The organism is Saccharomonospora glauca K62 (assembly GCF_000243395.2).
Lineage (GTDB): Bacteria > Actinomycetota > Actinomycetes > Mycobacteriales > Pseudonocardiaceae > Saccharomonospora > Saccharomonospora glauca.
Map to the genome: position 1 here is coordinate 4372445 of NZ_CM001484.1, position 26064 is coordinate 4398508.

Genomic DNA, 26064 nt, shown 5'->3' on the forward strand with positions numbered 1-26064 from the left:
GTCTTCCGTTCTCACGACGGATGCTGTCGGGCTCACCGACAGCCGGTGACCTGCACTGGGCTAGCTGCCTCCGGCGTCCCGTACCGCGGCCGCGTTGTCCTCGTCGTCGGCGAGATACCTACGTCCCGCGGCGCGAAGCTGCTCGGCCAGGTTGTGAAGTCCGTGGACATAGGCCAGGACCCGATTGCGGTAGGAGTTCTCCCCGCTGCTGATGACGGCGTTCCATGCCTCGGCTGCCGCCTGCGAGACGATGTCGTCGGCGGGAGGCGTGAAACTCAGCGCGTCGAGGTGCTCGCTGATCTTGCGTTCCAAGGCCGTGGCCTGCTCCTCGATGACGTCGGCCACCGCGACGATCTTGTCGGGGGACACCGTGATGTCCTTGACGGCGGGCACACCCGGCACTTCGGGAGCCGCTGTCGCCCCTTCCGGAACGTCCGACTCCAGGAACGCCCACGACGCCTTCGCGGATTGTCCGGACACTGCGCACCCCCTGCTACGGCCCGTAGCCATTCAACTCTGCGAGCAGGCTACCAATCCGGACCTGACCATGGACCGAGAACGCGGTGGCGAAAGGCGCCGTTCGACGTCAATTCGCGAAGGGAAATCCTCCGATGGACGACGCGAGGCCCTAACGGGTCGGAATCGACAACTCGCCCCGCGCCGCCCTGGCCGCGATGTCGGAGCGATGGTGCGAGCCCGCGAGGTGAATCCTGCCCACCCGTTCGTACGCCTGCTCGCGCGCGGCGGTGAGGTCGGGACCGACGCCCACCACGGAGAGCACCCTGCCGCCGCTGGACACCACGGCACCGTCCTCCCGACGTCGGGTCCCGGCGTGGAGGACTCCCTCGGCCTCGCTGCCCACGACGACGTCCCCGGTGCGGGGCCTGCCGGGATACCCGTCGGCGGCCACCACCACGGTCACCGCGGCACCGTCGGCCCACTCCAGCGGAGGCTGCTCGGCCAAGGTGCCCGTGGCCGTCGCGTGCAGCAACTGGGCGAGCGGCGAGCGCAGCAACGCCAGCACGGCCTGGGTCTCCGGGTCGCCGAACCGGCAGTTGAACTCGATCACCTGCGGCCCCGACGAGGTCAACGCCAGCCCCGCGTACAGCAGCCCGGTGAACGGCGTGCCGCGGCGCGCCAACTCGTCCACCACGGGCCGCACGATCGTGTCCACCACCTCGTCGACGAGGTTTGGGGGCGCCCACGGCAGCGGCGCGTACGCGCCCATGCCACCGGTGTTCGGACCCGCGTCACCGTCACCGACGCGCTTGAAGTCCTGGGCGGGCAGCAGCGGAACGACAGTGCGTCCGTCCACGAGGCAGAACAACGACGCCTCGGGACCGTCGAGGAACGACTCCAGTACCACCGGATGGCCGCCGTCCAACAGCATCAACGCATGCTTACGGGCGCGTTCGAGGTCGTCGGTGACGACCACGCCCTTGCCCGCGGCCAGGCCGTCGTCCTTGACCACCCACGTCGGCCCGAAACGCGCGAGTGCCGCGTCGAGGTGCGCGGGGTTGTCGACGACCTCGCTGCGGGCCGTCGGCACACCGGCCGCGGCCATGACCTCCTTGGCGAACGCCTTCGAGCCCTCGATGCGAGCGGCCTTCGCGCTCGGCCCGAAGCAGGGCACTCCCGCGGCACGCACCGCGTCGGCCGCACCGGCCACCAGCGGGACCTCCGGACCGATGACCACGAGGTCGGCCTTCCAGGAGACCGCCAGCTCGGCGATCGCCGCGGGATCGGTGAGATCCACCCCGAGCGTCTCCGCCACGGCGGCCGTTCCGGCGTTGCCCGGCGCGCAGGCGAGCGCCGTCACCGCCGGATCGTGGGACGCGGCGAGTACAAGAGCGTGTTCACGGGCTCCGGAGCCGATAACCAGGACGCGCACGGGCAAAGCGTAAGCGTCGCCGCTCGGCCATCGTTCACCGGTACGTCTCCTCCCGGCCCCTGGCCGGTAGTCCCGGCGTCGCGAATGGTGAGCAAAGTCAGGCGTCACCCGACAACACGAGAAAGGGCAGACAATGCGCAAGAGACTGGCGCTGCTGGTCCTGTGCGGGCTCGCGGTGCTGCTCGGCACGGTCGCTCCCGCGGGCGCCGAGCAGGCGCCGGGACGGCCCGGCCACGGTCCCGACGAGTTCGTCGTCGTCGGCCACCGAGGCGCGTCCGGTTACCGGCCCGAGCACACGCTGGCGTCCTACGAACTCGCCGCGCGGATGGGCGCCGACTACATCGAGCCCGACCTCGTCACCACCGCCGACGGCGTGCTCGTGGCCCGGCACGAGCCCGAGATCGGTGGCACGACCGACGTCGCGCAGCACCCGGAGTTCGCCGACCGCAGGACCACCAAGCTCGTGGACGGACAGCCCGTGACCGGCTGGTTCGCCGAGGACTTCACGCTCGCCGAGCTGAAGACCCTGCGCGCCGTCGAACGCATCCCGGACCTGCGACCCCACAACACCGTGTACGACGGCCGCTTCGAGATCCCGACGTTCCAGGAGGTCGTGGACCTGTCCCGACGCCTGTCCCGCGAACTGGGCCGTCCCATCGGCCTCTACATCGAGACCAAGCACCCGACGTACTTCGCCGAACAGGGCCTTCCACTCGAACCCGCGCTCGTCGAGGCGCTCGACCGCAACGGCCTGAACCACCCCGGCGCGAAGGTGTACGTGCAGTCGTTCGAGGTGTCCAACCTGAAGGAGCTGGACAAGCGGCTGCGGGTGCCGTTGGTGCAGCTCGTGGACGCCTCGGGGGCACCGTACGACTTCGTGCGCTCCGGCGACGACCGCACCTACGACGACCTGCTGACCCGGAAGGGGCTGAAGGAGGTCGCGCGGTACGCCGACGCGCTCGGCCCGGCCAAGGACCGCATCATCCCGAGGGAGGCCGACGGCAGTCTGGGTGAGCCGACGACGCTCGTGGCCGACGCCCACCGCGCGGGCCTGGACGTGCACCCGTGGACCTTCCGCGCGGAGAACGAGTTCCTGCCCACCGACCTGCGGTCGTCCGACGACCCCGCGGAGTGGGGTGACGTCTTCGCCGAGTACGAGGCGTTCCTCGCCACCGGCATCGACGGCGTGTTCGCCGACCACCCCGACATCGCGGTGGAGGCCGCTCGCGTCGCCCTGCGCTGAACGGCGCCTGCGGACACGCGTGCACAACCTGCGGACACGCGTGCACAACCTGCGGACACGCGTGCACAACCTGCGGACACGCCGCGGCGGCGGCGTGTCCGCAGGACGGCTAGGCGAATTCGTGGCGCACGATCGTCTGTTCCCGGCCGGGGCCGACACCGATGGCCGAGATCCGCGCGCCCATCAGCTCCTCCAGCCGCTCCACGTACGCCCGCGCGTTGGCGGGCAGCTCGTCGAAGGAGCGGCAGCCGCTGATGTCCTCCCGCCAACCGGGCAGCTCCTCGTAGATCGGCTTCGCGTGGTGGACACCGGTCTGAGTCATCGGCATGTCCTCGACACGTTCGCCGTCCACCTCGTAGGCCACGCACACCGGCACCCGGTCCAGCCCCGACAACACGTCGAGCTTGGTGAGGAAGTAGTCGGTGATGCCGTTGACCCGCACGGCGTAGCGGCCGATGACCGCGTCGAACCAGCCGGTGCGCCGCGACCGTCCCGTGGTGACGCCGAACTCACCACCGGCCTTGCGGAGGTTCTCCCCCGCCTCGTCGTGCAGCTCGGTGGGGAACGGTCCCGACCCGACCCTGGTCGTGTACGCCTTGAGGATTCCCAGCACCGTGGTGATGCGGCCCGGTCCGATACCCGAACCGGCGCTCGCGCCGCCCGCCGTCGGGTTGGACGAGGTGACGAACGGGTAGGTGCCGTGGTCGACGTCGAGCAGGGTGCCCTGGGAGCCCTCCAGCAGCACGGTCTCCCCGCGCTCCAGCGCCTTGTTCAGTTCGAGCCGTGTGTCGGCGATGCGGTGGGCGAACTTCTCGCCCTGCGCGAGCACGGTGTCGGCGACCTCGTTCGGGTCGAGCGCCTTACGGTTGTAGACCTTGACCAGGACCTGGTTCTTGTACTCCAGCGCGGCCTCGACCTTCTGCCGGAGGATGCTCTCGTCGAGCAGGTCCTGCACCCGCACGCCGACCCTGGCGATCTTGTCCTGGTAGCAGGGGCCGATGCCGCGACCGGTGGTGCCGATCTTCTTCTTGCCGAGGTAACGCTCGGTGACCTTGTCGATGGCCACGTGGTACGGCATGATCAGGTGCGCGTCGGCGGAGATCAACAGCTTCGACGTGTCGACCCCACGCGCTTCCAGACCGGCCAGCTCGTCCAGCAGCACCCCGGGGTCCACCACCACGCCGTTACCGATCACGTTCGTGACACCGGGGGTGAGGATGCCGGACGGAATGAGGTGTAACGCGAAGTCCTGGCCGTTCGGAAGGACCACCGTGTGGCCGGCGTTGTTGCCGCCCTGGTAGCGGACGACCCACTGAACGCGGTCGCCGAGCAGGTCGGTGGCCTTGCCCTTGCCTTCGTCACCCCACTGGGCTCCGACGAGCACGATGGCCGGCATGTAACACTCCTGGTATTCGAGGTCTGACCGTCGAGCGGGACGGATGACACGCATCAAGATGCCGGTGCATGAGCCTAACCGAGGAGCACGGCGTGAGTGGACTGGTGTTGGCTTGCGGAAACGCGGCTGATTCGCTAACGGGCGTGGGCCCGACGCGAACCGACGTCAAGATCGAGAAGCTGCCCGCACGCCCCGGCAAGCAGGACGTGGACCCGCTGCTCGGCGAGGCCGTCGTCGTGGCGGGAACGGACGCCGACCTGGCCGCGGTCGTGTTGCGGCTGCTGCGTAAGGACCTGCTTCCGGCCACCACCGTGGGGTTCGTGCCGACCGACCGGAAGTCGGCGGTGGCGGAGCTGTGGGGCCTGCCGACCGACCCGGCGAAGGCGCTCGACCTCGCGCTGAACGGCGAGGACCGCCCGGTACCGCTGGTGCGCGACGACGTGGGCGGCGTGCTCGTGGGACGCGGTGTGATCGCTCCCGTACGGGGCATCGGCTACTGCGACGACACCGTGGCGCTGCGCGGGGACGCGCGGTCGCTCGAAGTCCACGCCGGACCGGCGGGGCTGGTGGTCACCGTGACTCGAGGACGACTGCGGCGCCGCCGGACGATCTACGAGGGCCGCGCGTTCCAGCTCGGCTGCGACCCGGTGGTGCCCGTCTCGGACGGCGTGCCCCACCCACGCTCGATGGAACGCTGGACCTGGTATCGACACACGCAGGATCTGCGGCTTGTCCGTCCGTGATTTTTTGTCATGCGGTGAGCAAACCGTGGGGGCGGCTTCATAGCTGGTAACGGAATACTTCGTCCCCACATTGACAACGCCCGTTGTCCCAACAGAATCCGACCGGGGACAGTGTTGTCGAAAATTCACAGGGAGCGCCCATGCGTCCACCCGGTCGGAGTCGACGTTTCCTTGCCACGTTGGCGGCCACGGTGACGGGACTCACCGTGGCGGTCGCGGGTCACACCGCGTACGCCGATCCAGCACCCCTCGACGACTTCTACACGCCACCGTCGCCGATTCCGGGCGAGCCGGGGGACGTGCTCAAGTACGAGGAGGGCGAGTTCTACCTCGATCCGCTCAAGCTCATCAAGCCAAACGCCGACGTCTATCGGCTGATGTACCGCAGCAGTGACACCCACGGCGAGCCGAACGCCGTGACGGGCACGCTGCTGGTGCCCGAGCGCGAGTGGCGAGGCGACGGCGCCCGCCCCCTGGTCAGCTACGCGCCGGGCACCCAGGGCGTCGGCGACGACTGCGCCCCGTCGAAGAAGCTGGCGCTGGGGCTGGAGTACGAGGGCCCCTTCGTCTCGGGGCTGCTCGCGCTCGGCTACGCCGTGGTGGTGACCGACTACGAAGGCCTCGGCACCCCCGGCATGCACACCTACGTCAACCGCGCCGCCGAGGCACACGCGGTGCTGGACGCCGCGAAGGCGGCCCAGCAGGTGCCGGAGGCCGGCCTGTCCGCCGACAGCCCGGTGGTGCTCGCCGGTTACTCGCAGGGCGGTGGCGCGTCCGCCGCGGCGGCCGAACTCGTCGACGAGTACGCGCCCGAGCTCGACGTCAAGGGCGCCTACGCCGGCGCACCCCCGGCGAACCTCGCGGAGGTCGCGCCCGTGCTCGACAGCCACTACGCGGCCGGATTCCTCGGGTTCTCGCTGTTGAGCCTCGAAGCCGCCTACCCCGACAAGGTGGACCTCGACGAGGTCGTGAACGACCGGGGCAGGCAGCTGCTGGACGAGATCGCCGACGCCTGCACGGAGGACGCGATCCTCAAGTACGCGTTCATGCGGACCTCCAACCTGACCAAGGACGGCAGGGCGCTGGAGGAGTACCTCGACGAGGAGCCGTACGTCTCCGTGGTGGCGGAGCAGCGCATCGGTGAGCGCGCGCCCGACGTGCCCGTGTTCGTGCTCCACAGCAGGCTGGACGACATCGTGCCCTACGACCAGGGCCGGCAGATGGCGGTGGACTGGTGCGAACGCGGCGGGACGGTGGAGTTCACCACGTCGTACGTGCCGTCCCACATCGGCGGCATGCTGCGCGCCTACCCACAGGCGGTGGCCTGGTTGTCCGGGATGATCAACGGCAAGGCACCGAAGAACACCTGCGGCAGCCTGCTCGGCCAGTGACCCGATGATCACGTGGGGGCCTTCCGGTCGGAAGGCCCCCACTGGTCTTCTTGTGTGACGTCAACCGAACGTATTGAACTGTTCACCCATATCGGTCACAGTCGACGCGTGACTTCATCGAACACTCTCCGTGTTATTTCGATCACAGCGGGTGTCCTTCTGCTGGGTGGCTGCTCCGCGGTCCGGAGCGGTGCCGAGGCGGGCGGCGAGGCCGCCTCGACCGCCCCGAAGCAATCAACGATCAGCCAGTCCGCCTCCGCCGACGAGGAGAAGGCTCGCAAGCAGCTCGCCGAACTCGTCGTGGCCCCGGACGGCAGCATGGACGGCTACGACCGCGACCGGTTCCCGCACTGGAGCAACCAGGGGAACAGCTGCAATACCCGCGAGGTGGTGCTCCAGCGCGACGGCACCGACGTGAAGGTGGACGAGAAATGTCGCCCGATCTCGGGGTCCTGGACGAGCCCCTACGACGGTGAGACCTGGACCGACCCGGCGGACCTCGACATCGACCACGTGGTGCCACTGGCCGAGGCGTGGCGCTCCGGCGCGGCCCTTTGGACCGACGAAGAGCGCGAACAGTTCGCCAACGACCTCGACGGCGTGAACCTGCTCGCCGTCACCGACAACGTCAACCAGGCCAAAGGGGACAAAGCTCCCGAGGACTGGAAGCCGCCGCTGGAAAGCTACTGGTGCACCTACGCGATCCACTGGATCGACGTGAAACACACCTGGGAGCTGACGGTGGAGGAGGACGAGGTGGCCGCGCTGGAGGAGATGCTCGACCGCTGTTGAGCCGCGGACACGCGTACGCAGCCTGCGGACACGCGTGCATAACTTGCGGACACGCGTGCACAGGCTGCGGACACGGTTACTCGGCCAGGCCGGTGGCCTTCGCCGCTTCGGGGTCGCAGTCGGCGATGAACGTCGAGCACCGCTGCCACTCGTCGGTCTCGCCGATGCGCTTCGCAGCGCGGGCGAGAGCCGCCAGCGAACGCAGGAAGCCCTGGTTGGGACGGTGCGACCACGGCACCGGACCGGAGCCCCTCCAACCCGCCTTCCGCAACTGGTCGAGCCCGCGGTGGTAGCCGGTGCGCGCGTAGGCGTAAGCGGTGACGACCTCGCCGGCCGCCAGCGCCCGCTCCGCCAGCGCGGCCCACGCCTCGCTGAAGTCCGGGTACTCGGCTGCGACGTCGGCCGGATCGGTGGCCGAGTCGAGCGCGGCCTGCGCCTCGGGGCGCTCGGGGAGCCGGGTGGGATCGGGTTCGAGGAGGTTGCCGTGCGTCATGACGTCATTGTGCGCCATGACGCACGGCCCACCTCACGAGCGACGCGACGTCAGAGCTTGCGGCCCGCCGACTTGAGGTGCTCGGCGGCCTGCACCACACGGGCGGCCATCGACTCCTCGGCCTTCTTCAGGTAGCTGCGCGGGTCGTAGGTCTTCTTGTTGCCGACCTCGCCGTCCACCTTGAGTACACCGTCGTAGTTGGTGAACATGTGCGCGGCCACCGGTCGGGTGAAGGCGTACTGGGTGTCGGTGTCGATGTTCATCTTCACGACGCCGTACGACACGGCCTCGTGGATCTCCTCCAACAGGGAGCCCGAACCACCGTGGAAGACCAGCTCGAACGGCTTCGAACCCTCGGGCAGGCCGAGCTTCTCGGCGGCCACGGCCTGGCCCCGCTTGAGTACGTCGGGACGCAGCTTCACCGCACCGGGCTTATAGGCGCCGTGGACGTTGCCGAAGGTGGCCGCGAGCAGGTAACGCCCCTTCTCACCCGCGCCGAGCGCCTCGACGGTCTTCAGAAAGTCGCCCTCGGCGGTGTAGAGCTTCTCGTTGATCTCGTTGGAGACGCCGTCCTCCTCGCCACCGACGACGCCGATCTCGACCTCGAGGATGATCTTCGCGTCGGCGGCGCGTTCGAGCAGCTCGGCGGCGATCTTGAGGTTCTCGTCGAGGTCGATGGCCGAGCCGTCCCACATGTGCGACTGGAACAGCGGGTTCTCGCCCCGCTGGACGCGCTCCTTGGAGATCTCGATCAGCGGGTTGACGAACCCGTCGAGCTTCTCCTTGGGGCAGTGATCGGTGTGCAGGGCGACGTTCACCGGGTACTTCTCGGCGACGACGTGCGCGAACTCGGCGAGCGCGCGGGCACCGGTCACCATGTCCTTCACCTTCTGGCCCGACGCGAACTCGGCGCCGCCGGTGGAGATCTGGATGATCCCGTCGCTTTCGGCCTCGGCGAAGCCCCGCAGCGCGGCGTTGAGAGTCTCGGACGAGGTCACGTTGATCGCCGGGTACGCGAACTCGTTCGCCTTGGCCCGGTCCAGCATCTCGGCATAGACCTCGGGTGTGGCGATGGGCATCGTTGTCCTCCTCGGGAACGGGCGCTTGCGGGACGGTGGCCCGCGCACGAGCCGGTCGTGCGCGGGGCACCCTCTCGCCCGCATCCTACGAGCCACGACGCCGTCGCGCGGTGAGCCGCGTTACCCGTTCACACCCTTATCGATCAACCCCGCGGCCTCGGCGATCGCGCGGTAACCCGCCAGGAGGTCACCCTCGTGCGGGAGCACTTGGACGCACACGTGATCGGCTCCCGCGTCGAGGTGCGCGCGCACGCCCCGCACGACGGTGGCGGCGTCGCCGTGCACGGCGAGCTGGTCGACGAGCGCGTCGCTGCCGCCGTCGGCGAAGTCGGCGTCGGTCCACCCGAGCCTGCGGAGGTTGCTGACGTAGTTCCTCAGCCCGAGGTAGTGCGAGACCATCGGGCGAGCGCTCGCCCGAGCCCGCTCGGGATCGGGGTCGACCACCACCTTCTGCTCGGGTGCGAGCAGCACGCCGTAGCCGAGGATCTCGCGGGCCCGGCGGGTGTGCTCGGGCGTGGTCAGGTACGGGTGCGCCCCCGCCGTGCGCTCGGCCGCGAGCCGCAGCACCTTCGGCCCCAGCGCGGCGAGCGCGAGAGCGTGCCGCGGCACGCCTTCGGCGTCGAGGGCGTCGAGGTAGGAGACGATCTTGTCGTAGGGCTTCTCGTACTCCTGCGTGGCCTCGCGGTGGCCGACGCCCACGCCCAGCAGGAAGCGGCCGGGGTGCTTGGCCTCGATGCGGTGGTAGGAGCGAGCGACCTCCACCGGGTCGGCCTGCCACATGTTGACGATGCCGGTCGCCACGGCGATGCGCTCGGTGGCGTCGAGCAGCTCCTCGACGGCGGCCAGGTCGGCCGGGGGCGAGCCCCCGAGCCACAGCGCGCCGTAGCCCAGCTCCTCCAACTCGACCGCGAGCTTGGTGTCGAGATACGGCCGGACGTGCCAGACGCCGATCGAACCCAGGTTGACTGTCATGCTCCCGGTAACGACGCGTCCGGATGTGATCATTCCTCGGTTGCACCTACCGCGGAGTAGCCTACTTCGAGTAAGTTGCGAGGCGTTCGTGCGGAACGGCAACCCCTGGAGGCACCCGATGGCGTCGCTGCCCACCTGGTGGATCACGAGGAACGTGCGCAACAAGGTCGTGCTCATCACGGGTGCGGCCAGGGGAATCGGCGCGGGCCTCGCGGAACGACTCGCCGCCGACGGCGCGAAGGTCGCCCTCGTGGGTCTGGAGCCCGAGGAGCAGGAACGGGTGGCCGCGCGCATCGGCAGCGCCGCCCGCTCGTGGGAGGCCGACGTCACCGACTGGAAGGCACTGCAGAGCGCGGTGGACGGCGTCGTCGAGCACTTCGGCGGCATCGACGTCGTCATCGCCAACGCGGGCATCGCCACCACGGGCTTCGTCCGCTCCGTGGACCCCGAGGCGTTCGAACGGGTCTTCGAGGTCGACCTGTTGGGCGTCTGGCGGACGTTCCGGGTCACGCTCCCGCACGTCATCGAACGCAAGGGCTACCTGCTCGCGATCTCGTCGTTGGCCGCCATCACCCACGCGCCCGGCATGGCCAACTACGCGGCGGCGAAAGCCGGTGTCGAGGCGTTCTGCAACAGCCTGCGCGCGGAGGTGGCGCACCTGGGTGTCAAGGTCGGCGTCGCGCACCCGACCTGGATCAAGACCGACCTCGTCGACAGCGCCGACGCGCACCCCGTGTTCGGCAAGCTGCGCGGCTCGATGCCCGGCCCCACCGGCAAGACCTACCCGCTCGACTTCGCGCTCGACCACCTCCAGGCGGGTGTCAGGAGGCGGGCTCGCACGATCCACGTGCCGCGGTGGGTCGGTGCGGTGAAGCTGTTGCGGGCGTTCCTGCCACCTCTCATCGAACTCGGCTCGCGCTCTCGGGTCCCCCGAGCGGACAAGGCGGCCCTGGAGGACATCGCTCGCCGGGGCGCCAAGGAGGCGTCGATCACCGGGCACGGCGGCCGGGCCGCCACCGAGGCCGCCCGTAGGTAGGGCCGCGATGTCCCGGTCGCCACGTCGCGACGCGATCCGTATGGACGCCGACGCACTCGTGCGCTACGTCGTGGCCCGAGCCGCCGACACCTCGGTCGCCGTCGCGACGCTGGGCCCGAACGGCAGGCCCCACCTCGTGCCGCTGTGGTACGTCGTGCGCGACGCCGATCCCGCCGCCACCCCGCCGCTGCGGTTGGCCTCCTGGACCTACGCGCGGTCGCAGAAGGCCGTGAACCTGCGCCGCGACCCGCGTGCCACCCTTCTGGTGGAGTCGGGGCGGACCTACGACGAGCTCCGCGGCGTGTCTCTGGAGTGCGACGTCGAACTCGTCACCGACCTCGCCGAGGTCACGAGCATCGGCGTCGAACTCGCCACGGCTCGCACCCCCGGCGTGGCCGCGAGCGCCGTGCGGGAGCTCGTCGCCGCCCAGGCTCCCAAGCGCGTGGGACTCGTGTTCACGCCCACGCGGATCGTGAGCTGGGACCACACCAAGCTCGGCGGCGGCTACTGATCCTTCAGCCAGGCTCCGAGCACGGGGGTGAACTCCCGGACCGTGCGCTCCGAGATGGCGCCCTCCACGTAGTACGGGTCGGCGTCGAGGATCTTCCGCAGTTCCTCCCGGTCGTTCGCCCGGTAGATCACCAGACCGCCCGTGTCGCCGTCCACGGGACCCGCGACGGCCACCGTGCCCTCGGCCACCAGGGACGACAGGTACTCCCGGTGCCGGGGCCGCACGGCGGCGAACTTCTCCGGCACGTACGTCTGTTCCACCACGAACCAAGCCATGACCACACGCTACGGGTCACTCGCCGACGCCGGGAGTACCGACCTCCCTCCGGCTTCGCCAGTACGTTGGGCCGGGGAGTCGGCAGCCGATACGCTCTTGCGCAGGAGCAGTCGTCGAGGATGGGCAGGTTTCGGATGCACGGCAGCGCCGAGCCGACGCGCCACCGCGGTGTGGCGCGCGGGGTGGAGCGCGGTGTCGAACGCAGTGTCGAGCGCACCCTTTCCCACCTGCGCACGTTGGACGCGCCCGTACAACGGGTGCAGCCCTCGGGGCCCCTCACCCTCGAAGACCTCTACCGGCAGCATCGAATGCGGCTCGTGCGCCTGGCGATCCTCCTGGTGGACGAACCGGCCACGGCCGAGGACGTGGTGCAGGAGGCGTTCACCGGGCTGCACCGCAACTGGGGAAAGTTGCGGGACGCCGCCGCGGCGGTGTCGTACCTGCGGACCGCGGTCGTCAACGGCTCTCGCAGCGTGCTGCGCAGGCGTAAGACGGCTCGGGACTACGTTCCGCCACACGCGGTGAACGCTCGGTCGGCCGAGAGTCTCGCCATGCTGTCCACCGAGCACCAGGCGGTCGTGACCGCGCTGTCGAAGTTGCCTCCGAGGCAGCGTGAGGTTCTGGTACTGCGCTACTACGGCGGCCTGTCCGAGGCGGAGATCTCGGAAGCCGCGGGTATTTCGAGGGGAACCGTGAAATCCACGGCGAGTCGTGCGCTCGAAGCACTGCAACGCGCGATGAACGACGACCACCGTCCGAGGGGGCGCTGAAGGCGACGAACGCAAGCGGCGTCACTCCGTGGGCGATGGCCCGTTCTGGTCTGGACCAATAAGATGTGATCGTGAACGGCACCTACGACCTCGTCCTCACCGGCGGCCGCATCCACTGCCCCGACGGAACGCTCGAACCCGGCTGGCTCGCGGTCTCGGGCGAGCGGATCGGCGCGGTGGGTACCGGAACGCCTCCGGCGGGTACGCACCTCGACCTCTCCGGCGCGCACGTGGTGCCCGGATTCGTCGACATCCACTGCCACGGGGGCGGCGGGGGGTCGTTCACCAGCGCCGACGCCGACCAAGCCGCCACGGCGATCGCCACCCATCGAAGGCACGGCACCACCAGCCTCGTGGCGAGCCTCGTGTCGGCGCCCCCCGAGGAACTCACCTCCCAGCTCGCCGCGCTCACCGACCTGGTCGCCGATGGAGAACTCGTCGGCGTGCACCTGGAGGGGCCGTTCATCTCCCGAGCGCGGTGCGGAGCCCACGACCCCGCCGTGCTGCGTGAACCCGACACCGAAGTCGTCGGTGCGTTGCTGGAGGCCGGTCGGGGGACCATCCGCATGGTCACCCTCGCACCGGAACTCGCGGGCGGCATCAAGGCCATCCGCCAGCTCGCCGAGTCGGGTGTGATCGCGGCGATCGGACACACCGACGCGGTCGCCGAGCAGGTGAAGGCGGCCGTGGACGCGGGCGCGACGGTGGCCACCCACCTGTTCAACGGCATGCGTCCCCTCCACCACAGGGAACCGGGCCCGGTGGGAGCGCTGCTCGACGACGAGCGGGTCACCGTCGAACTGATTTGCGACCTCGTGCACGTCCATCCCGACGTGCTGCGGCTCGCGGCCCGGCACGCGGGGCGGGACAGGACCGTGCTGGTCACCGACGCGATGGCGGCCACCAACGTCGCCGACGGGATGTACCGGCTCGGCAATCTCGAAGTGCGGGTCACCGACGGCGTGGCGACCCTGCCCGACAGCGGCTCGCTCGCGGGCAGCACGCTCACCATGGACGCCGCGTTCCGCAACCTCGTCCACGGTGCCGGACTCGACGTCGCCGACGCCGTCGCCGCGACGGCCACGCGACCCGCGCAGCTGCTGGGCATCGACGCGGAGACGGGCTCGCTACGCCCCGGTCTGCTGGCCGACGTGGTGGTGCTCGACGAAGACCTGCGGGTCGCGGGAGTGCTCCGGCACGGCTCGTGGCTCGGACGACCGCCCACGCGGCCCTGACCAAAACGTCGGGGAAGTCGTATTCCCCCGACACCGTCACTCACCGAACGCGACAACGACGTGGGGGCCCGGTCGACACCCCGTCACGGGACTACGCTGAATAACGATGAGCGACGACCCGGAGCGCCTGCTTGCGGAGGCGTTGCGCGCGCAGGCGCGGTACGCACCGGCACCACCCACGACGCCGCCCGCCCAGCCCGCACAACCGACGCCGTCCGCGCGGTCGAGCACGCCTGCCGGGCGTCCGGCGAACGCCGTCGATCTCCCCGGCGGCTACGGGTTGCTCTCCGGGAACGAGGACGCGGCACTGGACTCGCACCCCACGAAACCCGTCATGGAGCCGCGCCCCAAGGGCAGCCACCGGCTCGAGTCCGAACCGTTGGCCGCGCCCTGGGTACTCCTTCTCGCCGCCTCGCTCGGCATGGCCGTGGGCTCGGTGATCGGTCTGCTGACGGTGCTGTGAGTGTCAGAGCGAGAACATCGATCCGGGGTTGAACAGGTTGTCCGGGTCGAGCGCCCGCTTGATGCGCCGATGGACGTCGAGGCCGACGGAACCGATCTCCTTGGCCAGCCACTCCTGCTTGAACTTGCCGACACCGTGCTCGCCGGTCACCGTGCCGCCGAGCGAGAGGCCGAGGTCGAGGATCGCGTCGAACGCGCGCTTGGCCCGGTCGAACTCGCCCTCCGCGGAGGCGTCGTAGACCACGGTGGGATGCATGTTGCCGTCGCCCGCGTGACCCACCACCGCCACGGTGAGCCCCACGTCGTCGGCGATGCGCTCGCATCCGGTGATGAGCTCGGCGATACGCGTCCTCGGCACGCACACGTCGTCGGTCATGCACGAGCCCCTGCTCTCCAACGCCGTGAGCGCCACCCTGCGGGCTCGCATGAGCAGGTCGCCCTCGACCGGGTCGTCGGTGTGGTAGGTCATCTCGGCGCCCGCGTCGCGGCAGAGGCGTTCGATCGCGGCCAGCTCGGCGGAGGCCCGCGTGCCCCCCGCGTCGGACTGGCACAGCAGCAGCGTCCCGCGGTCGGAACCGGTGCCCAGATCGGTGCGCAGGTAGTCCTGCACGGCGTCGATCGTCGCCGTGTCCATGATCTCCATCAACGACGGCACCACCCCCTCGCGCACGATCCGGCTGACGGCCGTGCCCGCGGCGGGCGCCGACGGGAACGCGGCCACCAACGTGGCGGGTGCCTCCGGCAACGGGCGCAACGAGAGCGTGGCCTCGGTGATGACCCCGAGCGTGCCCTCGCTGCCCACGAACAACCGGGTGAGGTCGTAGCCCGCGACACCCTTCACCGTGCGCCTGCCGGTGCGCAGCACCGAACCGTCGGCGAGGACGACCTCCAGCCCCAGCACGAAGTCGGCCGTGACGCCGTACTTCACGCAGCACAGGCCGCCCGCGTTGGTGGCGAGGTTGCCGCCGATCGTGCACCAGTCGTAGCTCGACGGGTCGGGCGGGTAGAACAGCCCGTGTTTCGCCACGGCGTCGCGCAGGGTCTGGTTCACCACCCCCGGTTGCACGACGGCGAGCCGGTTGTCCGGGTCGATCTCGACGATCCGGTCGAGCTTGGTGGTGACGAGCACGACGCAGCCGTCGACGGCGTTGGCGGCCCCGGACAGCCCACTGCCCGCACCCCTGGGCACCACCGGCACCCCGGCCTCGGCGCACGCGCGGACGGCGGCGCGAACTCCCTCGGTGTCCTCGGGCGACACCACGGCCAGGGGTGTGCCCGAGGGGGCGAGGGGCATCTGGTCGCGGGAGTAGGTCGCCGTGACATCGGGGTCCGTCACCACGGCGTCGCCACCGAGTTCGGCACGCAGCCGATCGAGAAGGGCGTTGCTCATGCACTAACGCTAACCCCCGACCGGTGAATATCTGACAGCCCCGACCCGGAACGTCGCCCGACGACGTCTCTGCGTGGCCGTTCGAACGCGATTCCGGTATCGATTCCGGCGGCTTTCACCGTCGTGTTCGGGCAACACGTACGCTGCCGACGTGAATGCTGTGAACGCCGAAGCCACGGCGGTCGGACTCGACTGGTTGGCGACAGCAGGCCCGCTTTTGGTGTGGGTCGTCGTCCTCAGCTTCGTGTTCATCGAGTGCGCACTGATCGTCGGGCTCTTCCTACCGGGAGATTCCCTGCTGTTCGCGGCGGGTGTGGTACTCGCCCAACACGGGGCCGAGATCCAGGCGTGGGCGCTCTCGCTTGCCGCGCTCGTCACCGCCGTCGTCGGCAACCAGATCGGTTACTACGTCGGCAGGCAGACCGGGACCCGGTTCATCGCCCGCAGAGGCGGCAGGGTGCTCAACCAGCACAACCTCGACCGCGCCAAGGCGTTCCTCGACCGCAGGGGATTCCTCGCCATCGTGGCGGCCCGGTGGATTCCCTGGGTCCGCACCCTGGCTCCGCTCGTCGCCGGCGCGGCGGGCATGAACTCGCGCCGATTCATGCTCGCCACCACGGCGGGCGCGATCCTGTGGGTGCCCACACTCGTGCTGGTCGGTTTCTACGCCGCGGGCCTGCTGGCCTCGATCCCATGGCTCAACACGGTCCTGGTGTGGGGCAGTGTCGCGTTCTTCGTCATCGGCACCGCCTACGGCGCGTGGCGCTATCGCCAGGAGATGCGCAAGCCGGTGGAGGAGCGGTCGGAGGCGGCCAGCACCTGACGGCGGGCGCCTCCGACACGGGCGTTCACACGGCGAAGTACGGCAGCTCCATGTCCTTGATCACGAGATCGGCCCGCTGCGCCGTCGGCGCGATGAGGTCGGCGTTGCGCTGGTCGGAACCACGGGCGCGCTGCTGAGCCTCCACAAGGGACCGACCGAACTTGCGGTGCCGGGTGACCAGCCTGGCGAGCCGATCGTCCTCGTCCGGTTCGAGGAACCACACCTCGTCGAGCAGCGAACGCAACTCGTTCCACGGCTCGGTGTCGAGCAGCAGGTAGTTCCCCTCGGTGATCACGAGGCGGACGTTGGGCGACACCGGCACGGCACCGGCGATGGGCTCCTCGATCTCCCTGCGGAACTCCGGCGCGTACACCTGTTCCTCGCCGGCGGCGAGCCGTCGCACGAGATGCACGTAGCCGTAGGCGTCGAACGTGTCCGGGGCGCCCTTGCGGTCGGCACGGCCGAGCCGGTTCAACTCCACCTGGGCGAGGTGGAACCCGTCCATGCCCACGACGGCGGCCTGCGCGCCCAGCGCGTCGGCCAGCCGCCACGCCAGGGTGGTCTTGCCCGAGGCCGGAGCACCCGCGATACCCAACAGCGTGCGCTTTCCCCGATTGGCCAGCGCCTGCGCGCGGTCCAGCAGTTCGTCGAACGACGTCATCTCTCTCCCATCATCGCCCGGAGCGGGCCGAGCCAGCTTCGGGGACCCACATGCCGGACCCGCTCCGAGGCCACGGCATTGGCGAACTCGATCGCCTCGTCGATGTCGGAACGCCCGACGCGGGACACGAAGGCACCGTGCCACACGTCTCCCGCCCCCAGGGTGTCCCGCGCGTCCACGGACGGCACGGCGACCTCACCGCCGCCCTCCGGACCACGCCAACGGACCGGGTCCGGACCCGCAGTGGTGATCACGACCCCGACCCGGTCGAGCATGCCCTCCGGAGCCGTGAACCGAGCCGAACACGCCACCACGTCGGCGAGGCCGAACACCTCGGCGAACACGGGCTTCCAGCTCCCCGCGTCCACCACGACGGGGAGATCCTGCGCCTTCGCCCATGATGCCGCGGCGAGGGCGAGCCGATCGTGGTGCCCGTCGACCAGGACGGCCGTGGGCCTGCGGTCTCCCAGCACGGCGTCGCAGGCGGCGGCGTCGAAACCGGCGAGCGCCTCCGGAGCCGCCGCGGCCACGGCGGCGGCGTTGTGCGAGACGACGGTGCGCTCGCCGTCGTGCTCGCGCACGGCCACCGCGCTGAGCGGCGGCGGCTGCTCCCAGTCGGGCAGCACGTCGAGCACGGTGACCCCGCATTCGGCGAGATCGGCGCGGGCGAGGTCGGCGAGGGGGTGACGGCCGAGCACCGTGAGCAGCAACGCCTCCTCGCCGAGCGCGGCGACGGTGACCGCGGCGCCGGTCGCGGGGCCACCCGCGGCGACCGAGACGCCACTGGACTGCACCTTCTCCCCTGGTGCGGGCAACCGCTCCACGCGCTGCACGAGATCGACGGTGCACAGACCCGCCAGCAGCACGCTCACCGTCGAATGACCTCCCGCTTCATGTTCTGCCACGCACGGTAAGCAAGGGTTATGCTCGCCTGCAAGCGTTTGCGCAAACGCTTGGCGGCGCAAGCCGACACCTGGGAGGAGCGAACCATGCCGCCGTCCCGAAGACCCACTCAGCGCGACATCGCCGAGCTGGCCGGTGTCTCCATCACCACGGTCTCGCACGTGGTCAACGGCACCCGACCCGTGGCCCCGGAGACCCGAGCGGCCGTGCTGGACGCCATCGCCCGCACCGGCTACACCGGTGACGTCATCGCCCGCTCCCTCGTCACGGGCGGCACGCGCTCGATCGGGGTGGCGATCTCACTGTTGGCCAACCCGTACTTCGCCACCCTCATCCAGGCCATCGAACGGGAGGCCGCGGCCGCCGGATACACCGTGTTGCTGTCCGACACCCACGACACCGTGGAGACGGAGCAGGACATCGTGCGGGCTCTGCGCGCCCGCCGGGTGGAAGGCCTGCTGCTGACTCCGGTACCGGGCGACAAGTCGGTGCTGTCCGAGCTGAGGTCCGTGGGCATCCCCACCGTGCTGGTCGACCGGCTCAGTCCCCGAAGCGACCACGACCAGGTGGGAGCGGAGAACATCCAGGCCACCTCGGCGCTCACCGAGCATCTCGCCGCGCACGGCCACCGCCGCATCGGTCTCGTCAGCGGCGCCGAGGGACTCGCGACCAGTGAGGAACGGACTCTCGGCTACCGCCTCGGTCTCGGCAGGGCCGGCCTGCCGTGGAACGCCGAACTCGTGGCCTGCGGGCATTCCGAACGCCAACGGGGCGCCGACGCGCTCGCGCGACTGCTGGACCTGGAGGACCCGGTCACGGCCGTGGTCGTGGCCAACGACGCCATGATGGTCGGCGTCCTGCACGAAGCCAGGCGTCGGAACCTGCGCATCGGCACCGACCTCGCGGTCGTCGGCTACGACGATCCCGAGTGGGCCGAACTCGTCGAGCCCCCGCTGACGACCATGGCACAGCCCGTGGCCGAGATCGGCCGGGCGGCGGTGCGGCTGCTGCTGAACCGGTTACGGGACCCCGACCGCCCGCCCGAGACCGTTCGGCTGCCGCCGACGCTGTGCCACCGCGAGTCCTGCGGCTGCAAGCTCTGGAAGTAGCGGCTCACGACGTCCGGCGCAGAGCCGCGCCGACGAGATGGCCGTAGCGGTTGACTCGGCGGTACCTCAGCTCCACCGAACCCCGGCCGACGACTCCTGAGCTCCTCGCCGGTGTCCACGGGCGCCTCCTCGCTCGCGAGGAGGCGAGTACGAGGCGGCGGACCATGTCCGAAAGCCGGACGGGACCGGTTTCCTGCCGAACCCGCCGGGCGCGCCCGTGCCCGGCGGGAAGTCTTCACCACGCCGTCGAGAGATCGGCGTGCTGCCGTACCCAGGTGTGCATGACGATGCCCGCGGCCACCCCCGCGTTGATCGAACGCGTGGTTCCGAACTGCGCGATCGACACCACCAGCGACGCGGCACGCTTTGCATCCTCGGACAGTCCCGGCCCCTCTTGCCCGAACAGCAGCACGCACTCCCTCGGCAACCGCACGGTCTCGACGGGCTCCGACCCCGGAACGTTGTCCACCGCCACGACCGTCAACCCGTGCTCGTCCGCGAACCGCACGAGTCCGGCGACGTCCGCGTGGTGCTGCAAGTGCTGGTAGCGATCGGTGACCATCGCGCCCCGGCGGTTCCACCGGCGCTTGCCCACGATGTGCACCGCCTTCGCGGCGAACGCGTTGGCCGTGCGGACCACCGTGCCGATGTTGTGGTCGTGTTGGAAGTTCTCGATCGCGACGTGGAAGGGATGCCTGCGCGCATCCATGTGCTCCACAATCGCCTCGCGCCGCCAGTAGCGGTAGAAGTCGACGACGTTGCGACGGTCACCGTGTTCCAGCAGCTCGGGGTCATAACGGTCGTCCGTGGGCCACGGTCCCTCCCACGGCCCGACGCCGACCTCGTCCCGATGGGTCCACTCCGTGGGGCCCACCGCCTCCGCGGAGCTCTCCTGCGGTGTCGTCGCTTCCTGGGTCGTCCGGCCGTTCACCCCGCCATTGTGCTCGCGTCCGACGACCGGGAGGCATCGCGGGCCCGCCAACGTACGTAGGCACCCACGTAGGAGAACACCACGAGCGCCAACGCCCCCACGCCGACCACGGGCAGCACCTCGCGGGGGAACAACGTGTCGTAGATGTAGTACTCGTTGAACCCGCCCGGCAATGGCCCCATCCCCCGTAGTCCTCGCAGGTAGTCCTCCAATTCCGTCAACGGGCACGACAGCGGCAGCACGTTCACCGCCACGCCCCACAAGGCGAAGAAGATGTGGATGAAGATCGATTTAGGCCAGTACCACGCGAGGAATCCGCCGAGACCGATGTAGAGCAGGGCCAGGAAATGGACTCCCGTCGTCAGCGTCGTCAAAAACCCCAGCATCGGCCACCTGTCCGTGTCGACTCCCCCCGATCAAGGGCAACGGTACTCCGAAACGGACAGGTGGCCCCACTACGAAGCTGAAAACGACGGGCGTTTCTTCTCAGTCTGTCTCAGCTGAGACCGAGATCGTCGAGGTCGAGCAGGTACCGATAGGGCAGGCCGCGAGCCTCGATCCTCTCCTTGGCCCCCGTGGCCCGGTCCACCACGGTGGCCACGCCGACGACGGTGGCCCCGGCCTCGTGCAGCGCGTCGACGGCCGTGAGCACGCTGCCGCCGGTGGTCGAGGTGTCCTCGACCGCGAGCACGCGCTGGCCGGCCACCTCCATGCCTTCGATGCGGCGTTGCATCCCGTGTTCCTTGAGCGATTTACGCACCACGAACGCATCGAGGACCACACCGTCGGAAGCGGCCGAGTGCAGCATGGCGGTGGCCACGGGGTCGGCCCCCAGAGTGAGACCACCCACGGCCACGTAGTCCCAGTCCGCCGTCAGCTGCCGCAGCAGCTTGCCGATCAGCGGAGCCGCCCTGTGATGCAACGTGGCACGACGCAGATCGACGTAGTAGTCGGCCTCGACCCCGGACGCCAGGGTGACCTTGCCGTGTACCACGCAGAGCTCGGTGACCAGTCGAGCCAGTTCGATCTTGGCCTCTTGGTCGAGTGAAGGGGAAGGGTTCGCCACGGGCACCAAGTCTGACACGGCCGGTTTTCCGCGCGAGACCCGCCTCAGGTGCGGTCGCGTCCGCCGAAACGCGCGCCGAGCCTGCGCACAAGTTCCCTGGGCAACAACCGACCGACGGCCACCACGACCTTGTAGCGCTTGCTCGGCACCGAGATCACCCGGCCTCGCCGCAGGTCGGCGAGAGCCTCGTCCACCACCCGCTCGGGCGACAGCCAGAACGCCCTCGGCCCGCTCTTCTCCAACCCCGCGCGCTCGTGAAACTCGGTGTGGGTGAAACCGGGGCAGACCGCCAGCACGCGCACCCCGGAGCCGTGCAGCGCCGAGGCGAGACCGTCGGAGAACGAGGTCACCCACGCCTTGCTCGCCGTGTAGGTGGAGCCCCGGCCGGAGAAGAACCCGGCCACGCTGGAGATGTTGACGATCGCGCCCGAACCCCGCTCCCGCATCGCGGGCAGCGCCGCCCTCGTGAGCCGGAGGACGGCCGTCACGTTGACGTCGAGCTGATGTTGCAACTGCTCCATCGAGGCGGTCCAGAGCTCCCCCGCAAGCCCGAGCCCGGCGTTGTTGACGAGCATGTGCACGCCGGGGTCACTCAGCCGCCGCTCCACCACGGCCATCCCGTCGCGCGTCGACAGGTCGGCGGGCAGGACCTCCACCTCGACGCCGTGAGCGTCGCGGAGGCTCCGTGCCCGTTCGGCCAGCCTGCGTTCGTCACGCGCGACCAGCACGAGGTCGTACCCTTGCGAGGCGAGTTTGCTCGCGAACGCCGCCCCGATTCCGGCGGTCGCTCCCGTGATCAATGCGACTGGCATGAGCCGAAAGTACCGCCCTGGAGATCATGCCGGGGACGGCAGGCAGTATCTTTCGACCGAAGTGACCGCGGGGCTGGCCCGGTAGAGGAATGAAGCCACATGGGCAACGGTGACATCGACTACCTGTCGTTCGTTCGCGGCTTCACAGCGGCTCTGGACGCCGCCGACACCAGTGATCCGGGAAGGCCGCCGAGCCCCGACCTCGACGAACACTCCTACGCCGAGGGTTTCGCCGCGGGCTCCCAGCCCGTGGAGCACACCCTGATCTACCGGGAACTCTCGATCCAGGACGGGGGTCGTTTCACCGGCACGCTGGACCTGTCCGGGACGGACCTCGACCCCGGCCTCACCGCGCACGACGGCTCGTGGCACGAGCCCATCGACCAGTCCCGCACGGAGGAACCGCCCACGGCGATCGAGCCGCTACCGCGACCACAGGCCGACGGCGGCCCCGAACCGCCGTTCGACGACCGCGTCCACCTCTCCGGCACGCTCGAACTCGGCTGAAGGACACCAAGCCCCGGTCGCCGCGCTTAGTCCCCCAGACCTTCCTCGGCCGAGGCGTCGGTGGCCGAGCCCTTCGACACCCCGCTCGCCAGGGGTGGTCGCACCACCTCGTCGTCGAACGGGTCCACGATGTCGGCGATCTCGCCGAGGTCCCGCAGCAGGCGCTCCAACCGCGACGGACCCACGTTCGGCGCGACGCTGGCGAGCACCCACTCGCCCTCCAGCCACGCCACGCCGACGTCTCCGCCCAACGCGTCCGCGGCGTCCACGAGGTCCTGGCTGATCAGCGCGCGTGCCGCGGTGAGGTCGTCGGCGAACGCGTACCGCTGACCCACCGGCCCCAGCAACTCCGGCATCTCCGCCCGCTGGAACGGCACGCTCGCCAGCCACAGCTCCAGCAGCACCGGATGCACCCGGTTGCAGCGCACGGCCACGATGACAGCGGGAATGACGTTGTCGGCCTCGATGTCGAACACGAACACCGGACGACGGCCGTCGGAGGTGAACGTGGAACCCGCGACGACGTTCACGGCGCTCTCCGCGCCGAAGTAGCCGATCGCGCCACCCGTCCACTGGCGAGGCAGGCGCTCGTCCTCCTCGACGTACTGCCAGCCCCGCAGCTCCGCCCAGCGTGCGCGCTCGCGGTTACGTGAACTCTCCCGTGCCCGGTCGGCGGTCAACAGGGCGAGCCCGGCCACCGCGGCGACGGCGGCGATGACAAACCAGATCCACGCTGGAATACCCACGGCGATACAGGGTAGCCGTCACGGCCCGCCGACCAAGATCAGCGGGCCGTGTCGGACTTACTCGTTCGGAGCATTTTCGATCATTCGACGCGGGAGACGAGCAACACGTCGTCGGCGGTTTCGAGCGCAGGCGTGTCGACCCGCACCCGGTCGCCGTCGTGGATCTCCCCCGCCAGCAGTTTCTTCGCCAGTTGGTCGCCGATCGCCGACTGCACCAGCCTGCGCAGCGGCCGGGCGCCGTAGATCGGGTCGTACCCGTTGATCGCCAGCCACTCCCGCGCGGCGGGCGTGACCTCAAGCGTGAGCCTCCGCTGCGACAACCGCTTGGCGAGCCGCTCCACCTGGATGTCCACGATCGCGCCGAGCTGCTCGGTGTCGAGCGCGCCGAACACGACGATGTCGTCGAGCCGGTTGAGGAACTCCGGCTTGAAGTGCTGCTGTACCACGGCCATGACCGAGTCCTTGCGCTGGGACTCCGACAGCGTCGGGTCGGCGATGGCCTGCGAACCGAGGTTCGAGGTCAGCACCAGGATGGTGTTGCGGAAGTCCACCGTGCGGCCCTGGCCGTCGGTGAGCCTGCCGTCGTCGAGCACCTGCAACAACACGTCGAACACGTCCGGGTGGGCTTTTTCGACCTCGTCGAGCAGCACCACCGAGTACGGGCGCCGCCGAACCGACTCGGTGAGCTGTCCACCCTGGTCGTAGCCCACGTAACCGGGGGGCGCGCCCACGAGCCGAGCCACCGAGTGCTTCTCGCTGTACTCGCTCATGTCGATGCGCAGGATGGCCCGCTCGTCGTCGAAGAGGAATTCCGCGAGCGCCTTCGCCAGCTCGGTCTTGCCGACGCCCGTCGGGCCGAGGAACAAGAACGACCCCGTGGGCCGGTCCGGGTCGGCCACTCCCGCGCGGGCACGCCGCACCGCGTCGGACACCACCCGCACGGCGTCGGGTTGACCGACCACGCGCCGGGTGAGCTCCTCCTCCATCCGCAGCAGCTTGCCGCTTTCGCCCTCCAGGAGCCGACCGGCGGGGATTCCGGTCCAGGCGCTCACCACGTCGGCCACGTCGTCGGCACCGACCTCCTCCTTGAGCATCACGTCGGCGGCCTTCTCCTCGGTGGCGCGAGTGGCCTGCTCCAGTTCCTTCTCCAGCGCCGGGATCCGGCCGTACCGCAGCTCGGCGGCCCGACCGAGGTCGGCGTCGCGTTCGGCCCGGTCGGCCTCCCCGCGAAGTTGCTCCAGCTGCTCCTTCAGCTCGCGGACGCGTTCGATGGAGCCCTTCTCGTTCTGCCACCGCGCGGTCAGCGCGTTCAACTCCTCACGCCGTTCGGCCAACTCGGCGCGCAACGCCTCCAGGCGTTCCCGCGAGGCGGGGTCGTCCTCCTTGGACAGCGCCATCTCCTCGATCTCCATGCGCCGCACCGCGCGTTCGACCTCGTCGATCTCCACGGGGCGCGAGTCGATCTCCATGCGCAGGCGGGAGGCCGCCTCGTCGATGAGGTCGATGGCCTTGTCGGGCAGGAACCGGGCCGTGATGTAGCGGTCGGACAGGGTGGCCGCCGCCACCAGTGCCGCGTCGGTGATGCGAACACCGTGGTGGACCTCGTACCGCTCCTTGAGGCCCCGCAGGATTCCCACGGCGTCCTCCACGGACGGCTCACCCACGAACACCTGCTGGAAGCGCCGTTCCAGCGCGGCGTCCTTCTCGATGTGCTGGCGGTACTCGTCGAGCGTCGTGGCACCGACCATGCGCAGTTCACCGCGCGCCAGCATCGGTTTGATCATGTTGCCCGCGTCGAGCGAGGAGTCGCCGCCTCCGGCCGCGCCCGCACCGACGATCGTGTGCAGCTCGTCGATGAAGGTGACGACCTGGCCGTCCGACTCCTTGATCTCCTTGAGAACCGCCTTCAACCGTTCCTCGAACTCACCGCGGTACTTGGCACCCGCCACCATCGAGCCGATGTCCAGGGACACCACGCGCTTGCCCCGCAGTGACTCGGGCACGTCGCCCGCGACGATGCGCTGGGCCAGCCCCTCCACGATCGCGGTCTTGCCGACGCCGGGCTCCCCGATGAGCACGGGGTTGTTCTTGGTCCGCCGCGACAGCACCTGCACGACCCGACGGATCTCGGCGTCCCTGCCGATCACGGGGTCCAGCTCGCCGGCCCTGGCACGCTCGGTGAGGTCGACGCCGTACTTTTCCAGCGCCTTGTAGGTGCCCTCGGGCTCGGGGGTCGTCACCCGCGCCGAACCGCGGACCTTGGTGAACGCCTCTCGCAGTGCCTCCGGCGTGGCTCCGTGCCGTTTCAGCAGACTCGCCACGGGACCGCCCTCGGCGGCCAGACCGACGAGCACGTGTTCGGTGGAGACGTACTCGTCACCCAACTCGGTGGCGAGCTTCTGGGCGTGGGTCAACGACTTCACGGCGTAGGTGTCGAGCTGCGGCGACGAGACGGTGGCCCCCGTCGCCGAGGGCAGCTTGGCCGTGATCGGCTCCAACTCCTTACGGACGACGCTCGCATCCGCCCCCACGGCCGCGAGCAGGGGGGAGGCCAGACCGTCACTTTGGGACAACAGCGCACCCAACAGGTGAGCGGGGGAGATCTCCGGGTTGCCCGCCATCGTGGCGGCCTGCGCCGCGGACGAGATCGCCTGCTGCGTCTTGGTGGTCGGGTTGAAAGCGTCCATCCCTCACCTCTGATGTCTATGAACACCCTCTTCGACATCATTAACGTCAGGAAAGTTGAGTCTGTTCCACTCAAGTAGCCCTGATCGTGCAGTTTGGCGGTAACAACGGGTAACAGATTCCTTGTTACCCTTGTCACAG

Annotated in this window: 28 protein-coding genes; 12 read left to right on the forward strand and 16 right to left on the reverse strand. The window is 69.7% G+C overall.

Features of this window, described 5'->3' with window-relative positions:
* Positions 1 to 60: 60 nt before the first annotated feature.
* Together SACGLDRAFT_RS20490 and purD are read right to left on the reverse strand one after the other, a co-directional pair.
* Positions 61 to 480 (reverse strand): PE domain-containing protein, encoded by a 420-nt coding sequence (locus SACGLDRAFT_RS20490; protein WP_005466925.1) that lies wholly within the window; start codon positions 478 to 480, stop codon positions 61 to 63.
* Between the two features lie 148 nt (positions 481 to 628).
* Entirely contained in the window at positions 629 to 1891 is a 1263-nt protein-coding gene (gene purD / locus SACGLDRAFT_RS20495; RefSeq protein ID WP_005466926.1) for a phosphoribosylamine--glycine ligase, read from the reverse strand.
* A gap of 133 nt (positions 1892 to 2024) precedes the next feature.
* Here purD and SACGLDRAFT_RS20500 point away from each other — a divergent pair, with 133 nt between their 5' ends.
* Entirely contained in the window at positions 2025 to 3134 is a 1110-nt protein-coding gene (locus SACGLDRAFT_RS20500) for a glycerophosphodiester phosphodiesterase (protein WP_005466927.1), read from the forward strand.
* Positions 3135 to 3243: 109 nt separating this feature from the next.
* On the opposite strand, the gene SACGLDRAFT_RS20505 is transcribed toward SACGLDRAFT_RS20500, so the two are convergent.
* On the reverse strand, positions 3244 to 4530 hold the full coding sequence (locus tag SACGLDRAFT_RS20505) for an adenylosuccinate synthase (protein WP_005466928.1): 1287 nt from the start codon (positions 4528 to 4530) through the stop codon (positions 3244 to 3246).
* A gap of 92 nt (positions 4531 to 4622) precedes the next feature.
* Here SACGLDRAFT_RS20505 and SACGLDRAFT_RS20510 point away from each other — a divergent pair, with 92 nt between their 5' ends.
* The 3 genes from SACGLDRAFT_RS20510 (at position 4623) to SACGLDRAFT_RS20520 (ending at position 7456) form a co-directional block, all read left to right on the forward strand.
* On the forward strand, positions 4623 to 5273 hold the full coding sequence (locus SACGLDRAFT_RS20510; protein WP_005466930.1) for a hypothetical protein: 651 nt from the start codon (positions 4623 to 4625) through the stop codon (positions 5271 to 5273).
* 140 nt (positions 5274 to 5413) lie between these two features.
* On the forward strand, positions 5414 to 6664 hold the full coding sequence (locus tag SACGLDRAFT_RS20515; RefSeq protein ID WP_005466931.1) for a lipase family protein: 1251 nt from the start codon (positions 5414 to 5416) through the stop codon (positions 6662 to 6664).
* Between the two features lie 108 nt (positions 6665 to 6772).
* Entirely contained in the window at positions 6773 to 7456 is a 684-nt protein-coding gene (locus SACGLDRAFT_RS20520; RefSeq protein ID WP_005466932.1) for an HNH endonuclease family protein, read from the forward strand.
* 76 nt (positions 7457 to 7532) lie between these two features.
* Here SACGLDRAFT_RS20520 and SACGLDRAFT_RS20525 read toward each other — a convergent pair whose 3' ends face one another.
* The 3 genes from SACGLDRAFT_RS20525 to SACGLDRAFT_RS20535 all read right to left on the reverse strand — a co-directional run bounded on the left by SACGLDRAFT_RS20525 (position 7533) and on the right by SACGLDRAFT_RS20535 (position 10000).
* A complete protein-coding gene (locus SACGLDRAFT_RS20525) occupies positions 7533 to 7949 on the reverse strand; it encodes a DUF3151 domain-containing protein (protein WP_040920236.1) in 417 nt (138 codons plus the stop codon).
* A gap of 50 nt (positions 7950 to 7999) precedes the next feature.
* Complete coding sequence (gene fbaA / locus SACGLDRAFT_RS20530; protein ID WP_005466934.1) at positions 8000 to 9028, reverse strand: class II fructose-bisphosphate aldolase; 1029 nt, start codon at positions 9026 to 9028, stop codon at positions 8000 to 8002.
* Between the two features lie 120 nt (positions 9029 to 9148).
* On the reverse strand, positions 9149 to 10000 hold the full coding sequence (locus SACGLDRAFT_RS20535; protein WP_005466935.1) for an LLM class F420-dependent oxidoreductase: 852 nt from the start codon (positions 9998 to 10000) through the stop codon (positions 9149 to 9151).
* A 118-nt stretch (positions 10001 to 10118) separates the two neighbouring features.
* On the opposite strand from SACGLDRAFT_RS20535, the gene SACGLDRAFT_RS20540 reads away from it, so the two are divergent.
* Together SACGLDRAFT_RS20540 and SACGLDRAFT_RS20545 are read left to right on the forward strand one after the other, a co-directional pair.
* Positions 10119 to 11036 (forward strand): SDR family oxidoreductase, encoded by a 918-nt coding sequence (locus tag SACGLDRAFT_RS20540; protein WP_005466936.1) that lies wholly within the window; start codon positions 10119 to 10121, stop codon positions 11034 to 11036.
* A gap of 7 nt (positions 11037 to 11043) precedes the next feature.
* The gene (locus SACGLDRAFT_RS20545) at positions 11044 to 11547 is read left to right on the forward strand and encodes a pyridoxamine 5'-phosphate oxidase family protein (protein ID WP_005466937.1); all 504 of its coding nucleotides are present in this window, start codon (positions 11044 to 11046) and stop codon (positions 11545 to 11547) included.
* Here SACGLDRAFT_RS20545 and SACGLDRAFT_RS20550 read toward each other — a convergent pair.
* Positions 11541 to 11822, reverse strand: a complete 282-nt coding sequence (locus SACGLDRAFT_RS20550) for a YciI family protein (protein ID WP_005466938.1) — start codon at positions 11820 to 11822, stop codon at positions 11541 to 11543. The two genes, SACGLDRAFT_RS20545 and SACGLDRAFT_RS20550, sit on opposite strands and share 7 nt — an antisense overlap.
* Positions 11823 to 11957: 135 nt before the next feature.
* Between SACGLDRAFT_RS20550 and SACGLDRAFT_RS20555 the strand changes: the two genes are divergently transcribed.
* The 3 genes from SACGLDRAFT_RS20555 to SACGLDRAFT_RS20565 all read left to right on the forward strand — a co-directional run bounded on the left by SACGLDRAFT_RS20555 (position 11958) and on the right by SACGLDRAFT_RS20565 (position 14291).
* Entirely contained in the window at positions 11958 to 12593 is a 636-nt protein-coding gene (locus SACGLDRAFT_RS20555; protein WP_040919386.1) for an RNA polymerase sigma factor, read from the forward strand.
* A 65-nt stretch (positions 12594 to 12658) separates the two neighbouring features.
* The gene (nagA, locus tag SACGLDRAFT_RS20560; RefSeq protein WP_005466941.1) at positions 12659 to 13828 is read left to right on the forward strand and encodes an N-acetylglucosamine-6-phosphate deacetylase; all 1170 of its coding nucleotides are present in this window, start codon (positions 12659 to 12661) and stop codon (positions 13826 to 13828) included.
* 106 nt (positions 13829 to 13934) lie between these two features.
* Complete coding sequence (locus SACGLDRAFT_RS20565) at positions 13935 to 14291, forward strand: hypothetical protein (RefSeq protein ID WP_005466943.1); 357 nt, start codon at positions 13935 to 13937, stop codon at positions 14289 to 14291.
* 3 nt (positions 14292 to 14294) lie between these two features.
* On the opposite strand, the gene SACGLDRAFT_RS20570 is transcribed toward SACGLDRAFT_RS20565, so the two are convergent.
* Complete coding sequence (locus tag SACGLDRAFT_RS20570; protein ID WP_005466944.1) at positions 14295 to 15680, reverse strand: FAD-binding oxidoreductase; 1386 nt, start codon at positions 15678 to 15680, stop codon at positions 14295 to 14297.
* Positions 15681 to 15831: 151 nt separating this feature from the next.
* On the opposite strand from SACGLDRAFT_RS20570, the gene SACGLDRAFT_RS20575 reads away from it, so the two are divergent.
* Positions 15832 to 16503: a DedA family protein gene (locus SACGLDRAFT_RS20575; protein ID WP_005466945.1), complete on the forward strand. Its 672-nt coding sequence runs from the start codon at positions 15832 to 15834 to the stop codon at positions 16501 to 16503.
* Between the two features lie 25 nt (positions 16504 to 16528).
* Here SACGLDRAFT_RS20575 and SACGLDRAFT_RS20580 read toward each other — a convergent pair whose 3' ends face one another.
* Both SACGLDRAFT_RS20580 and SACGLDRAFT_RS20585 read right to left on the reverse strand, forming a co-directional pair.
* Positions 16529 to 17164 carry a nucleoside/nucleotide kinase family protein gene (locus SACGLDRAFT_RS20580; RefSeq protein WP_005466946.1) on the reverse strand — a complete coding sequence of 212 codons (636 nt, stop codon included), beginning with the start codon at positions 17162 to 17164 and terminating at the stop codon, positions 16529 to 16531.
* Positions 17161 to 18036, reverse strand: a complete 876-nt coding sequence (locus SACGLDRAFT_RS20585; protein ID WP_005466947.1) for a PfkB family carbohydrate kinase — start codon at positions 18034 to 18036, stop codon at positions 17161 to 17163. Before SACGLDRAFT_RS20585 ends, SACGLDRAFT_RS20580 begins: the two co-directional genes overlap by 4 nt.
* A gap of 117 nt (positions 18037 to 18153) precedes the next feature.
* Here SACGLDRAFT_RS20585 and SACGLDRAFT_RS20590 point away from each other — a divergent pair, with 117 nt between their 5' ends.
* Positions 18154 to 19176 (forward strand): LacI family DNA-binding transcriptional regulator, encoded by a 1023-nt coding sequence (locus tag SACGLDRAFT_RS20590; protein ID WP_005466948.1) that lies wholly within the window; start codon positions 18154 to 18156, stop codon positions 19174 to 19176.
* Between the two features lie 235 nt (positions 19177 to 19411).
* Here SACGLDRAFT_RS20590 and SACGLDRAFT_RS20595 read toward each other — a convergent pair whose 3' ends face one another.
* The 4 genes from SACGLDRAFT_RS20595 to SACGLDRAFT_RS20610 form a co-directional block, all read right to left on the reverse strand.
* A complete protein-coding gene (locus tag SACGLDRAFT_RS20595; protein WP_005466949.1) occupies positions 19412 to 20107 on the reverse strand; it encodes a TrmH family RNA methyltransferase in 696 nt (231 codons plus the stop codon).
* The gene (locus tag SACGLDRAFT_RS20600; RefSeq protein WP_005466950.1) at positions 20104 to 20493 is read right to left on the reverse strand and encodes a DUF2784 domain-containing protein; all 390 of its coding nucleotides are present in this window, start codon (positions 20491 to 20493) and stop codon (positions 20104 to 20106) included. The genes SACGLDRAFT_RS20595 and SACGLDRAFT_RS20600 overlap by 4 nt, the downstream gene beginning before the upstream one ends.
* A gap of 110 nt (positions 20494 to 20603) precedes the next feature.
* Positions 20604 to 21191, reverse strand: a complete 588-nt coding sequence (gene pyrE / locus SACGLDRAFT_RS20605; RefSeq protein WP_005466952.1) for an orotate phosphoribosyltransferase — start codon at positions 21189 to 21191, stop codon at positions 20604 to 20606.
* A 26-nt stretch (positions 21192 to 21217) separates the two neighbouring features.
* The gene (locus tag SACGLDRAFT_RS20610; protein WP_005466953.1) at positions 21218 to 21985 is read right to left on the reverse strand and encodes an SDR family NAD(P)-dependent oxidoreductase; all 768 of its coding nucleotides are present in this window, start codon (positions 21983 to 21985) and stop codon (positions 21218 to 21220) included.
* A 99-nt stretch (positions 21986 to 22084) separates the two neighbouring features.
* Between SACGLDRAFT_RS20610 and SACGLDRAFT_RS20615 the strand changes: the two genes are divergently transcribed.
* A complete protein-coding gene (locus SACGLDRAFT_RS20615) occupies positions 22085 to 22492 on the forward strand; it encodes a hypothetical protein (protein WP_005466954.1) in 408 nt (135 codons plus the stop codon).
* Positions 22493 to 22518: 26 nt separating this feature from the next.
* Here the strand turns inward: SACGLDRAFT_RS20615 and SACGLDRAFT_RS20620 are convergent, their stop codons facing one another.
* Together SACGLDRAFT_RS20620 and clpB are read right to left on the reverse strand one after the other, a co-directional pair.
* Positions 22519 to 23238, reverse strand: coding sequence for a type III secretion system chaperone family protein (locus SACGLDRAFT_RS20620; protein WP_005466955.1), 720 nt, complete (start codon positions 23236 to 23238; stop codon positions 22519 to 22521).
* 80 nt (positions 23239 to 23318) lie between these two features.
* Positions 23319 to 25925, reverse strand: coding sequence for an ATP-dependent chaperone ClpB (clpB, locus tag SACGLDRAFT_RS20625; protein WP_005466956.1), 2607 nt, complete (start codon positions 25923 to 25925; stop codon positions 23319 to 23321).
* Between the last annotated feature and the right edge of the window lie 139 nt (positions 25926 to 26064).